A 12,461-nucleotide genomic window follows, 5' to 3' on the forward strand; every position below is an offset into this window, starting at 1 on the left:
ATGGGCCAACAGTAGGCCAGTGTTGCCTGGACGACACCTCGTCGGCCCGTGCCGGGCAAGCAAGGGCCCGGGTATAGAGTGAAGCCTGCTCCACGCGGCGTCAGCGTCGCCCCCAACAACAAGATCAAGGAGAAACCCTGATGAGCGTCAATCCCATTCCCGAAGGTTTCAGCGGCGTCACCCCCTACCTGGGCATCCAGCGCGCCGCCGAGGCCATCGAGTTCTACAAGAAGGCCTTCGACGCGGTGCAGATCATGCGCCTGGACATGCCCGACGGCAGGGTCGGCCATGCCGAACTGCGCATCGGCGGTTCGGCCATCATGCTCGGCAGCCCTTGCGAACAAACCCCGATGGGCAGCCCGGAAGCCCACAAGACGTCGGTCGGGCTGCACCTGTATGTGGAAGATGTCGACAGCCGCTTTGCCCAGGCGATCGCCGCGGGCGGCACCGAAGTGTCGGCGGTCAAGGACCAGTTCTACGGAGATCGCAGCGGCAGCCTGCGCGACCCTTTCGGGCATGTGTGGTTCCTCGCCAGCCGCAAGGAGGAACTGAGCGCCGAGGAAATCGGCCGGCGGGCCCGGGAAATGTTCCAGCAACAGGCTGGCTGAGCCTGCCCCTGTAGGAGCCGGCTTGCCGGCGAAGGCGTCTCGCGGAGCCGTTCGCGGGCAAGCCTGCTCCTACGGGGCCTTGGGCATTGGCCAAACCAGTCAAGCAGCGGCTTTCACGAGGGTTTCGCAGCTTCGTAACATTTACTTTCATATCGCCTTTCGGGATTTACGATTCTCATTCGTCTTAATTAGATGCAGCAGGCCGCGTTGGCCCAGGCTATGCCCGGCGCTTTTTGTCCCGGGCCCGGTCCCGGGTTCCAGTGCCGCTCCATTCCTCGAATCAAGACGCCCATTCAATGTCGAAGAAGTCCCGTTCAAAAATCTGGTTTCTGGTGCACAGCTGGCTGGCCCTGCCCATCTGGTTCTTTGTGCTGATTGTCTGCGTCACCGGCACCCTGGCGGTGGTCAGCCAGGAGATCGTGTGGCTGGCCAACCCCGACGTGCGCGCCAGCAAGCCCAGCGATGATGCACAACCGCTGAATTACGACCAGATCGTCCAGGCCATCAAGCGCGCCGAACCCCAGACCCGGGTGGACACCATCGTCACCCCGGATGAAAGCCACTTCGCCCTGAGTGTCAGTGTCAGCTACCCGGACGGCCGCTCGCCGACGCTCTACGTCAACCCCTACACCGGGGTGATCCAGGGCACCAGCCCGCAGTTCGATTTCCAGGGCTTCACCCGCGCCCTGCACGGCTGGTGGCTGGTGCCCTTCACCAACGGCTACAGCTGGGGCTGGTACCTGGTGTCCTTGCTGGGCCTGCCCATGCTGGTGTCGCTGATCACCGGGCTGGTGGTCTACAAGAAGTTCTGGAAAGGCTTTCTCAAGCCGACCCTGCGCCTGCGCCACGGTGCACGGATCTTCTGGGGTGATTTCCATCGCCTGAGCGGCATCTGGTCAATCTGGTTCATCGCGGTGATCTCCATCACCGGCACCTGGTTCATGATCGAAGCGATTCTTTCGGACAACCACATCAGTATCTCCAGCGAACCCGTGGTCCCGGTGATCGCCCGCGAGCAAGTGCCGACCACGGGCGATGGCAGCCCGGCGCCGATGATCGGCCTGGACCAGGCCATCGGCATTGCCACACAGAAAATCCCCGGCTTCGACATCAGCTTCGTCAGCCTGCCGAGCAACGCCTACAGCCACCTGTATGTCGGCGGCCGCGGCTGGTATCCGCTGATGTACCAGACGGCCAACATCAACCCCTATACCGGCTCCCTGGACACCTCGCACCTGCTGGCGGACCGCAACACCCTGGAGTTCGTCACCGAATCCATGCGCCCGTTGCACACCGGTGATTTCGGCGGCCTCTGGATCAAGCTGATCTGGTTCTTCTTCGGCCTGGTGCTGAGCATGATGGTCCTCAGCGGCCTGCTGATCTGGACCAAGCGCACCGCCCTGGCCACCGCCAACGCCCTCAAGCGCGAAGAAAAGGCCGCCCGTGCGCGCCCCGCCAGCAAACCCGCCCAGGCACCCGCCCCGGCCATGAGCGCCGAAACCTCGGAGAGCACCCTGTGAGCCAGACCAGCACCGCTGCCGCGCCTTCGAACCTGAGCCGGCTCTGGCACAAGTGGCGCTTTCACCTGAACATCCTGCTGTTGCTGATTCCCCTGGGCTTCATGCCCAAATACTTCGCCGACGTTGCCTTGTTTCGCGGCGAAAGCGGCCTGGGTGAACGGGAGATCGGCGAAATCCAGGTCGGCCCCTGGAGCCTGCGACTGGCGGAAATGCGCAACGAAGCGCCGCGCAGCGATGGCCCCGCCGGTTACCTGAAAAGCTTCAACGCCGCCCTGTGCCAGGCCTGCATCGAGCCGGTCAAGGCCACCTACCTGCGCATCGGCAAGCCCCGCAGCCTGCGGGCCGCCGGGGTGATTTTCTTTGGCAGCCCGTACCGTATGGGCGCCAGCCTGCCCATCCCGGAAAAGACCAAGGCCGATTCCGAGCTGTGGATCACCATGGAAGGCTGGGACGGCAGCATGCACCAGGCATCCATTCCCCTGAGCCAGGCGTCACCGGCCACCGTGGCCTGGCTCGAAAAACAAGGAGGCAAACGATGAGTTGCGCAGTATCCACCCGGCGCCTCGGCGCCGTTGCCCTGTTGCTGCTGGGCGGCGCCTTCAGCCACAGCGCCCTGGCCCACAACCCGATGTGCGAGTGCAAGGCCATAGACGCCGAGCAGATCCGCTGCACCGGTGGTTTTTCCGATGGCAGCGGCGCCCCGGGGGTGACCCTGGACGTGATCGGCTACGACGAAACCATCCTGGTGCCGGGCAAGCTGGGGGCCGACTCGACCCTGACCTTCAAGAAACCTTCCAGCGAGTTCTACGTACTCTTCGATGCGGGCCCCGGCCACGTGGTCGAGATCGACCAAGCGGATATCGAGGCCCCATGACTCCTGCCACCACCCAGGTCGTGCGCCCCGCCGGCGCCGGCCATGAAACCCTCTATGTACTGTTGCTGTGTGCACTGATTCTGAGTGTGGCTGCCACCGTGGTGCTGTGGCGCGGCGAAGAAACCGCGACCGGCAGTGTCGCCAGCCACCAGCTGGACGCGCGCCGCGACCTCAGCGCCGGCGAACAGGGCATCTATGCCGACCTGCGGGTGACCCTCGACGAAATCCACCTGCTGCGCGCCGAAAGCCAGGACCTGCCGACCCCCGAGGAGCTGGCCGGCGAAGGCTTCGCGCCCTTCGCCCAGGACGCCAGTTCGGTGAGCCGCGGTGGCCATATCTGGACAGTGCAGAACCAGGCCTACCTGGGTCTGAGCCAGAACCCGCAAGTGGCCGGCTCCTTTCTGATGCGCATCGACGCCGAAGATGACACCCAGGTGGATATCTGGCTCAACCGCGCCCCTTCTGCCGCCCTGCCCGCTGACCTGGGCGACGAACCACTGGCCGCCGCCGGCTGGCAACAGGTGGTGGCGCAATTCGATGCCGGAGTAACCCGCCAGCATCGCCACTGATCATTCGCATTCACCCGAGAGAAGACCGCTTGCCCATGCCTATTTCATCTCAACGCCGCCCCTTTCTGCAGGTGCTGCTGGTCAGTCTGCTGGCCCTGATGCTCAGCCCCCTGGCCAGCGCCGACCCGGCCAAGCGCCTGCGCATCGGCATCACCTTGCACCCCTACTACAGCTACGTGGCCAATATCGTCGGTGACAAGGCCGAGGTGGTGCCGCTGATTCCCGCCGGCTTCAACCCCCACGCCTACGAACCCCGGGCCGAGGACATCAAGCGCATCGGCACCCTGGACGTGATAGTGCTCAACGGCGTGGGCCACGATGACTTCGCCGACCGCATGATCGCCGCCAGCGAGCGCCCGGACATCCCGGTGATCGAAGCCAACGAAAACGTGCCGCTGCTGGCCGCCACCGGGGTGGCCGCGCGAGGCGCCGGCAAAGTGGTCAACCCGCACACCTTCCTCTCCATCAGCGCCTCCATCGCCCAGGTCAACAACATCGCCCGGGAGCTGGGCAAGATGGACCCGGCCAACGCCAAGACCTACACCCAGAACGCCCGTGCCTACGGCAAGCGCCTGCGGCAGATGCGCGCCGACGCCCTGGCCAAGCTGACCCAGGCGCCCAATGCCGACCTGCGGGTGGCCACGGTGCACGCAGCCTACGACTACCTGCTGCGCGAGTTCGGCCTGCAAGTCACCGCGGTGGTGGAACCGGCCCACGGCATCGAGCCCAGCCCCAGTCAGCTGAAAAAGACCATCGACCAACTGCGGGAACTCGACGTCAAGGTGATCTTCTCGGAGATGGACTTCCCCTCCACCTACGTCGAGACCATCCAGCGCGAATCCGGGGTCAAGCTCTACCCGCTGTCGCACATTTCCTACGGCGACTACAGCGCCGAGAAATACGAGAAGGAAATGAAAGGCAACCTCGACACCGTGGTCCGGGCCATCCAGGAGGCCGGGGCATGACCGCCATCGAGACCCTGCTGCGGGGCCCGGCCATCGAGTTCGATCAGGTCAGCCTGACCCTGGGCAACACCACCATCCTCGACCGCGTGACCTTCCAGGTGCAGCCCGGCAGCGTGCACGCACTGGTGGGCCCCAACGGCGGCGGCAAGAGTTCGCTGATCAAGACCCTGCTGGGGCAGATGCCGCACCAGGGCCAATTGCGCCTGCAATGGCCGGATGCGCCCGGCACCCTCGGCTACGTGCCCCAGGCCCTGGAGTTCGACCGTGGCCTGCCGATGACCGTAGACGATTTCATGGCTGCCATGTGCCAGCGCCGCCCGGCCTTTCTCGGCCTCAGCCGACATTACGCCCAGGCCATAGGCGAGGCCCTGGAACGGGTCGGCATGCAAGACAAGCGCAAACGGCGCATGGGTGCTCTGTCCGGCGGTGAACGCCAGCGCGTGCTGCTGGCCCAGGGTCTGATCCCGGCCCCGCAACTGCTGGTACTGGACGAACCGATGTCGGCCCTGGACGAGGCCGGGATCCAGGTCTTCGAACGCCTGCTCCACGATTGGCGCCAGAGCGGCATCACCCTGCTGTGGATCGAGCACGACCTGGAAGCCGTGGGCCGTCTGGCAGACCGGGTCACCGGCCTCAATCGCCGGGTGCTGTTCGACGGCCCGGCGCAGCAGACCCTGACCCCGGAGCGCCTGCTCAGCCTGTTCTCCACTCATCCACGAACCGCCGGGAGTGCTGCCTGATGACCTATGAAGCTTTTCGCCTGATGGTCCAGGGCTGGGCTTCGGCCGGCTACCTGCCCGAAGCCCTGGCCTACGGGTTCGTGGTCAATGCACTGCTGGCCGGCCTGCTGATCGGGCCGGTGCTCGGTGGCCTGGGCACCCTGGTGGTGGTCAAGCGCTTCGCCTTCTTCTCCGAAGCGGTAGGCCACGCTGCCCTCACCGGGGTGGCCATCGGCATTCTCCTGGGCGAGCCCTACACCGGTCCCTACGGCAGCCTGTTCGGCTACTGCCTGCTGTTCGGCATCCTCCTCAACTACCTGCGCAACCGCACCGGGCTGGCCCCGGACACCCTGATTGGGGTCTTCCTCTCGGTGTCCCTGGCCCTGGGCGCCAGCCTGCTGCTGATCCTGGCCGGCAAGATCAACGTGCACATTCTGGAAAACGTGCTGTTCGGCTCGGTGCTCACGGTCAACGGCAACGACCTTCTGGTGCTGTTGATCGTCGGTGCCCTGGTGCTGGGCCTGAGCCTGCCGCTGTACAACCGCATCATGCTGGCCAGCTTCAACCCGCAGTTGGCGGCGGTACGCGGCGTAGCGGTGAAGGCCCTGGACTACCTGTTCGTGATCCTGGTGACCCTGATCACCGTGGCCGCGGTCAAAGTCATCGGCGCCATCCTGGTAGGCGCCCTGCTGGTGATTCCGGCCGCCGCGGCACGCCTGCTGAGCCAGTCGCTCAAGGGCTTCTTCTGGATCTCGGTGAGCATCGCTACCGTCAGCACCCTGTGCGGCATCCTGCTGCCGATCGTCTTCGACCTGCCGGTGCCCTCCGGCGCCGCGATCATCCTGGTGGCCGGTGTCGCCTTCGCCCTGGCCGCCATCGCTCGCGGCACTGTCCCCAGCCTGAAAGGGAATATCGGATAAATGCACAGTTCATTGCATCACCTGTCACTGCGTCGCCTGACCCTGGCCCTGGCCCTCGGCGGCCTGATCAGCACTCCAGCCCTGGCCGAGCGCGACCACTTCGAACCGATGCGCGTGGTCGCCAACCACGGCATGGGCAATACCGCGCTGCACAGCGCCACCTCAAGCAAATCACCGACGGTGCTGGCTTCCCTGCCGGTGACTTTCGGCCTGGGGCAGATCCTGCTGCAGGGTACCGACATCAAGCTGGAACGGGCCGCCCCGGCCAACCTGCCGGGCTCGCGGCAGACTGCCTATTTCACCGGGCGTGGTGCTCCGGCCCTGGCCAAGCAGGCACTCAATGCCGACGCAGTGATCGGCCTGCGCTCGATCTGGCCGGACGACCCGCTGTACCCCAACGCCCGGCGCAGCAACATCCGTATCGTCGAGATCGACGCTGCACGCCCGGTGGACGGCGCCCTGCCCGGGGTGGCCCTGCAACCGGGCAAGAGCGACGGGCTCAACGCCCAGCCCTGGCTGTCCAGCAACAACCTGGGGCGCATGGCCGACGTGCTGGCGGCGGACCTCGCGCGGCTGGCGCCCGAAGCCAAACCGCAGATCGAAAGCAACCTGGCGGGCCTCAAACAGCGCCTGCTGAAACTCAGCGCCGACAGCGAAGCGCGCCTGGCCGAGGCCGACAACCTCAGCGTGCTGAGCCTCTCCGAGCACTTCGGGTACCTGGTCAGTGGCCTGAGCCTGGAACTGCTGGAAGTGGACGCCCGGGCCGACAACGAATGGACCCCCGAGGCCCTGAAAAAGCTGCAAGCCCGGCTCAAGGACAACGATGTGGCCCTGGTCCTGCACCACCGCCAGCCGTCCGATGCACTGAAAGCCGCCATCAGCGCCGGCGGCAGCCAGCTACTGGTGCTGGAAACCGACAGCGCCGACCCGCTCGCCGAACTGGAAGGCAACCTGCAGAAAGTCACCCAGGCCTTGAGCCTGTAGCCGCTGCCGCAGGCTGCGAACGGCTGTGCAGGAGACGCTGCTCTTGAGATCGCTGAAGGTCCTTCGGACCTTGGCGCAGCTTCGCCATGGCTCAGCAGCGGCTACAGTCGGGGTCAGGGGCCGGGGCCGCTTACATATTCCCTCAAGATCGCGCGCATTTTCCGGTGCTAGTCTGCGCTTCGCCAAAAGCCCAGAGAAGAAGCCCGCGCCATGAGCGACTACGTAAACCTCAACAAGACCAACTGGGACGAACGCGCGCCCCTGCATGCCGCCTCGGCGGACTACGCGGTGCAGCGTTTTGTCGACGAAGCCGGCTATCTGTCCGACGTGGTGCAGTTCGACCGGCCCTTGCTGGGGGATATCCGAGGCCTGCGCGGGGTGCATCTGCAATGCCATATCGGCACCGACACCCTGTCCCTGGCCCGCCTCGGCGCGCAGATGAGCGGCGTGGATTTTTCCCCGGCGTCCCTGGCGGAAGCCCGGACCCTGGCCCGACGCTGCAATACGCCTATCGACTACCACGAGTCCGACGTGTTCCTGGCCGCCGAGGTACTGCCCCAAGGCAACTTCGATCTGGTCTACACCGGCATCGGCGCCCTGTGCTGGCTGCCGAGCATCGAGCGCTGGGCGCAGACCGTCGGCGCCCTGCTCAAGCCCGGGGGCCGGCTGTTCATCCGCGAAGGCCACCCGATGCTCTGGGCCATCAACGAAGATCACCACGACTCATTGCGGGTGGAACTGCCCTACTTCGAAACCCGCGAGCCTCTGGTCTGGGACGACGAAAATACCTACGTGGAAACCGACAGCCCCCTCAAGGCCACCATGACCCACGAATGGAACCACGGCCTGGGAGAGATCATCAGCGCCTTGCTGGCCCAGGGCCTGGACATCACGGGACTGGTGGAGCACCAGAGCATCCCCTGGGAAGCCCTGCCCGGGCAGATGGTGGTGGATGAACGCGGCGAATGGCGACTCAAGGAAGCGCCATGGCGCCTGCCACTGAGCTACACCTTGCAGGCCGTCAAGCGCGGGGGCTGATCGCCCGGCGTGAAAAACCGCCAAGCTCAAGAAGGCAGCGCCTCTGTAGCCGCTGCCGCAGGCTGCGAACGGCTGTGCAGGAGACGCTGCTCTTGAGATCGCTGAAGGTCCTGCGGACCTTGGCGCAGCTTCGCCATGGCTCAGCAGCGGCTACAGAACAATCTTGATCCGGGATCTTCGTAGCCGCTGCCGCAGGCTGCGAACGGCTCCGTAGGAGGCGCCGCTCGTGAGATCGCTGAAGGTCCTGCGGCCCTTTTCGCAGCCTCGCAGGCTCGGCAGCGGCTACAGATCAGCCGGCGACGGCCTGCTGGTCCATCTTCTGGCGCAGGCTCAGGGGACGCATGTCGGTCCAGACTTCTTCGATGTAGGCCAGGCAGTCCTTCTTGAAACCGCTCTTGCCCACAGTGCGCCAGCCCTGGGGCACGGCCTTGTAGTCGGGCCAGATCGAGTATTGCTCTTCATGGTTGACCACCACCTGGAACAGGATGTCCTCACGGTCGAATACTGAAGTCATTGCTTGTCTCCATCACTGATAAGGTTCGCCGCGCTCAACGCACGGCGGTTGTGTAGAAGGAACGAAACGGCGGGGCAAAAAATTAGAGGCTGGCCACTGCCGCCGCTACGGCTTTGCTGAAGATCTGGGCCACCTGGTCGATCTGCGCTGCGGTGATTACCAGCGGCGGCAGGAAACGCACCACGGCGCCGTGGCGCCCGCCCAGCTCCAGGATTAGCCCGCGCTTGAGGCATTCGCGCTGCACCAGCGGTGCCAGGCGCGCATGCTGGGGTGGATGGCCCTGGGCATCCGGCACGCCGGCCGGGTCCACCAGCTCCACCCCGAGCATCAGGCCACGACCACGGATATCCCCCAGTTGCGGGAAGTCGCGCTGCAGGATCAGCAGGTGCTCGCGCAAGCGCTCGCCCATGGCCGCCGCGTGCTCGGGCACCCGGTGTTCCTTGAGGTAGCGCATCACCGCGGAACCGGTGGCCATGGCCATCTGATTGCCGCGGAAGGTGCCGGCGTGGGCACCCGGCTGCCAGGTGTCGAGCCAGTCGCGATAGACCATCACCGCCAGCGGCAGGCTGCCGCCGATGGCCTTGGACATCACCACCACATCGGGAATGATCCCCGCGTGCTCAAAGGCGAACATCTTGCCGGTGCGACCGAAGCCGCTCTGGATTTCATCGACGATCAATGCCACCCCGGCCTTCTCGGTGATGCGGCGCACACCTTGCAGCCATTCCAGGTCGGCCGGGATCACCCCGCCCTCGCCCTGCACCGCCTCGACAATCACTGCCGCTGGCAGGGCCACCCCGGCTTCCGGATCGGTGAGCAGGTTTTCCAGGTAATGCAGGTTGACCTTGACCCCTTCGGCGCCCCCCAGCCCGAACGGGCAGCGGTAGTCATAGGGGAACGGCAGGAACTGCACGCCGTTGTTCAGCAGCCCGGCCAGGGCGCGCTTGGGCCCCAGGCTGCCCATCAGGCTCAGCGCGCCCTGGCTCATGCCGTGGTAACCGCCCTGGAACGACAGCACGGTGCTGCGTCCGGTGGCGGTGCGCACGAGCTTCAGCGCGGCTTCCACGGCATCGGTGCCGGTGGGACCGCAGAACTGGATCTTGGCCTCCGCGGCCAGGGCCTCGGGCAACAGGCCGAACAGGTCCTGGACGAACTGATCCTTGACCGGGGTGGTCAGGTCCAGGGTCAACAGCGGCAACTCATCGGCCAGCACCTGCTGGATCGCGGCGATCACCACCGGGTGATTGTGGCCCAGGGCCAAAGTCCCGGCACCGGCCAGGCAATCGATGAAACGCCGGCCCTCGACGTCTTCGACGTGAATGCCGCTGGCCCGCTTCAGGGCCAGGGGAATGCGCCGTGGATAACTGCGGGCATTGGATTCCTGGCGGCTCTGGCGGGCCAGCAGGGGCGACTCGTCGAACTGGTAAAGCGTCTCTTGCGGGGCGGCGCCAAGGCCCACCGGCGAATCTTCCATCAGGCTGGTAACGGCTGACATGTCTCGAACCCTCACGCTGCAATTTGAGCAAAACGGCCACCGGCCGGATGCGCAGCCCAAGCGCGGGCGCGCACTGACAGGTTTTCCTGTTCTAAAAACGCTTCAGCGCGGTGGGGATTTACACCCCGGGGCGAGGAAATTGCACATGCCGCCCCGTAGGAGCCAGCTTGCTGGCGAAGGCGGTCTCAAGGGCCCCTTCGCTGGCAAGCCGGCTCCTACAGGGGAAGGTGATGGGTCAGGCGCGGTGGGCAGGCAGGGTCAGCTCGACTCGCAGGCCATCGGGGCGGCTGTCGAAATTCAGCTCGCAACCACAACGCTGGACGATGGCCTGGACAATCGCCAGGCCCAGGCCACAGCCACTGCTCTGGCTGTCGCGCCAGAAGCGCTGGGTCAGGTGCTGCAAGTCTTGCACGGGAATGCCCGAGCCATGGTCGCGGACCTGGAAACGCACCCGGGCGCCGACTGTCTCCAGGTTCAGCTCCACCGGGCATTCTTCAGGGGTGTGGCGCAGTGCGTTGTCCAGCAAGTTGCGCAAGGCGGCGATGGCCAGGGTCGAGGGCATTTCCACCGCAGCCTCGCCGGCCTTGCCTTGCATATGCAGCTTGACCCGGGCCCGAGCACCCACGGCGGCGTCCTGGATCGCCAGGCGCGCCACCTGTTCGGCAGTGCAGTGCACGCCGTCGTCGAACGACAGGCTGCCCTCGACCCGGGCCAGCAACAGCAACTGCTCCAGGGTGCGGTGCATGCGGTCGGCGCCCTCCTCGGCCCGGGCCAGGGACTGATCCCGGGCCGCACCTTCGGTCATGCGCGCCACTTGCAGGTGGGTCTTGATCGCGGTCAGCGGGCTGCGCAATTCGTGGGCGGCGTCACCGGTCAGGCGCCGTTCGCGCTCGATGGTCTTGGCAATGCGCTGGAACAGCTGGTTCTGGGTTTCCAGCAGCGGCCGCAGCTCGCTGGGCATGGGCTGGATCTGCAACGGTTCCAGGGAGTCGGCGCTGCGGCGCATCAGCGCGTCACGAATCCGGTTCAGCGGGGCCAGGCTCTGGCCGATGCCCAGCCACAGCAGCCACAGGCAGCCGAGCAAGGCCACGCCCACCGGCACCGAAGCCGCCAGCAGCACCGACATGTTCAGGGCTTCGCGCTCGACCTGGCGATCCGCGGTGGTGATGCGCATGTCGCCGCGCACCAGGGTGAAGGTGCGCCAGGGCGCGCCGTCGATCATCTGGTCGTGAAAGCCCAGCTTCTCGGCTTCCAGCGGGTGCTCCGGAGTGCTGTGGCTGCGGGCCAGGATCTGCCCGCGCAGGGAACTGACCTGGCAGGCCATGCCGCCGGGGATGGTCAGGGCTGCGCTGTTGATCTGGTTGCTCGGGCCATGGGACGGCAGCGCCGGCATCTGCTCCAGCAGCCCGGCGACCATGCGCGCCGAGGCGACCAGGCGCTGGTCCAGGGAAAACATCATCTGGTTGCGCAGGTCACTGAGCATCCAGGCCGCGGCCAGGGCCCAGATCAGGATGAAGGCAGCGCCCAGGGTCATGCTCAGGCGCAGGCGCAGGCTTCTCACTTAGCGGTTCTCCTCACCGTCGGCCGGGCCCAGGCGATAGCCGAGGCCGCGCACGGTTTCGACGATGCCGTTGCCGAGTTTGCGCCGCAGGTGATGGATGTGCACATTCAGCGCGTTGCTCTCCAGCTCATCGTTGAAACCGTAGACGCTGTCCTTGAGTTGCTCGCTGGACAGCACCCGGCCACGGTTGTGCAGCAGCGCCTGGAGCAGGGATTGCTCGCGCCGCGAGAGGTCCACCGGTTGGCCGCCGAGCAGGGTTTCCCGGGTGCTCGGGTCATAGGTCAGGCGCCCGTGCTCGATCAGGTTGACGCTGCGCCCCGCCACCCGGCGCAACAGGGTGTGCAGGCGCGCCGCCAGTTCCCGCAGGTCGAAGGGCTTGAGCAGGTAATCGTCGGCACCGGCCTGCAAGCCATCGACCCGGTCGGTCACCGAGTCGCGGGCGGTGAGGATCAGCACCGGAATCTCCAGGCCCTTCTGGCGCTGCTGCTTGAGCAGCTTCAAACCGTCTTCATCCGGCAGGCCAAGATCCAGTACCATCACGTCGAAATCGGCCACGCCGAGCATGGCCCGCGCTGCCGAAGCGGTGGCCACATGCTCGACCGTCAGGCCCTGGGCCGTGAGGCCGGCGACTATCCCGCTGGCAATCAGCTCATCATCTTCACAGACAAGTACGTGCATGGTCGGTCCTGTACAA

General features: G+C 65.8%; 14 protein-coding genes. 10 read left to right on the forward strand and 4 right to left on the reverse strand.

Features of this window, described 5'->3' with window-relative positions; translation table 11 throughout:
- Positions 1–140: 140 nt before the first annotated feature.
- The 10 genes from A9971_RS07600 to A9971_RS07645 all read left to right on the forward strand — a co-directional run bounded on the left by A9971_RS07600 (position 141) and on the right by A9971_RS07645 (position 8,197).
- On the forward strand, positions 141–608 hold the full coding sequence (locus A9971_RS07600) for a VOC family protein (protein ID WP_011062443.1): 468 nt from the start codon (positions 141–143) through the stop codon (positions 606–608).
- 296 nt (positions 609–904) lie between these two features.
- A complete protein-coding gene (locus A9971_RS07605; RefSeq protein WP_053159635.1) occupies positions 905–2,128 on the forward strand; it encodes a PepSY domain-containing protein in 1,224 nt (407 codons plus the stop codon).
- The gene (locus A9971_RS07610; RefSeq protein ID WP_011062445.1) at positions 2,125–2,667 is read left to right on the forward strand and encodes a hypothetical protein; all 543 of its coding nucleotides are present in this window, start codon (positions 2,125–2,127) and stop codon (positions 2,665–2,667) included. Before A9971_RS07605 ends, A9971_RS07610 begins: the two co-directional genes overlap by 4 nt.
- Positions 2,664–3,002 carry a hypothetical protein gene (locus tag A9971_RS07615; RefSeq protein ID WP_041119322.1) on the forward strand — a complete coding sequence of 113 codons (339 nt, stop codon included), beginning with the start codon at positions 2,664–2,666 and terminating at the stop codon, positions 3,000–3,002. Before A9971_RS07610 ends, A9971_RS07615 begins: the two co-directional genes overlap by 4 nt.
- On the forward strand, positions 2,999–3,571 hold the full coding sequence (locus tag A9971_RS07620) for a DUF6162 family protein (RefSeq protein WP_015636479.1): 573 nt from the start codon (positions 2,999–3,001) through the stop codon (positions 3,569–3,571). The genes A9971_RS07615 and A9971_RS07620 overlap by 4 nt, the downstream gene beginning before the upstream one ends.
- A gap of 35 nt (positions 3,572–3,606) precedes the next feature.
- Positions 3,607–4,536: a metal ABC transporter substrate-binding protein gene (locus A9971_RS07625; protein ID WP_041119323.1), complete on the forward strand. Its 930-nt coding sequence runs from the start codon at positions 3,607–3,609 to the stop codon at positions 4,534–4,536.
- Positions 4,533–5,276 carry a metal ABC transporter ATP-binding protein gene (locus A9971_RS07630; RefSeq protein WP_183001562.1) on the forward strand — a complete coding sequence of 248 codons (744 nt, stop codon included), beginning with the start codon at positions 4,533–4,535 and terminating at the stop codon, positions 5,274–5,276. Before A9971_RS07625 ends, A9971_RS07630 begins: the two co-directional genes overlap by 4 nt.
- The gene (locus A9971_RS07635; RefSeq protein WP_053159639.1) at positions 5,276–6,175 is read left to right on the forward strand and encodes a metal ABC transporter permease; all 900 of its coding nucleotides are present in this window, start codon (positions 5,276–5,278) and stop codon (positions 6,173–6,175) included. Before A9971_RS07630 ends, A9971_RS07635 begins: the two co-directional genes overlap by 1 nt.
- Positions 6,176–7,159, forward strand: coding sequence for a metal ABC transporter solute-binding protein, Zn/Mn family (locus tag A9971_RS07640; RefSeq protein WP_183001563.1), 984 nt, complete (start codon positions 6,176–6,178; stop codon positions 7,157–7,159).
- A gap of 210 nt (positions 7,160–7,369) precedes the next feature.
- The gene (locus A9971_RS07645; RefSeq protein WP_123431273.1) at positions 7,370–8,197 is read left to right on the forward strand and encodes a bifunctional 2-polyprenyl-6-hydroxyphenol methylase/3-demethylubiquinol 3-O-methyltransferase UbiG; all 828 of its coding nucleotides are present in this window, start codon (positions 7,370–7,372) and stop codon (positions 8,195–8,197) included.
- A gap of 289 nt (positions 8,198–8,486) precedes the next feature.
- On the opposite strand, the gene A9971_RS07650 is transcribed toward A9971_RS07645, so the two are convergent.
- The 4 genes from A9971_RS07650 to A9971_RS07665 all read right to left on the reverse strand — a co-directional run bounded on the left by A9971_RS07650 (position 8,487) and on the right by A9971_RS07665 (position 12,445).
- Positions 8,487–8,711: an MbtH family protein gene (locus A9971_RS07650; protein ID WP_011062453.1), complete on the reverse strand. Its 225-nt coding sequence runs from the start codon at positions 8,709–8,711 to the stop codon at positions 8,487–8,489.
- An 82-nt stretch (positions 8,712–8,793) separates the two neighbouring features.
- A complete protein-coding gene (locus A9971_RS07655; protein ID WP_103291463.1) occupies positions 8,794–10,206 on the reverse strand; it encodes an aspartate aminotransferase family protein in 1,413 nt (470 codons plus the stop codon).
- Positions 10,207–10,441: 235 nt separating this feature from the next.
- Complete coding sequence (locus A9971_RS07660; protein ID WP_183001564.1) at positions 10,442–11,767, reverse strand: ATP-binding protein; 1,326 nt, start codon at positions 11,765–11,767, stop codon at positions 10,442–10,444.
- Complete coding sequence (locus A9971_RS07665; protein WP_183001565.1) at positions 11,768–12,445, reverse strand: response regulator; 678 nt, start codon at positions 12,443–12,445, stop codon at positions 11,768–11,770. It abuts the gene before it with no gap.
- Positions 12,446–12,461 lie beyond the last annotated feature (16 nt).

This window comes from Pseudomonas sp. UME65 (assembly GCF_014170225.1).
GTDB classification, from domain to species: Bacteria; Pseudomonadota; Gammaproteobacteria; order Pseudomonadales; family Pseudomonadaceae; genus Aquipseudomonas; species Aquipseudomonas protegens.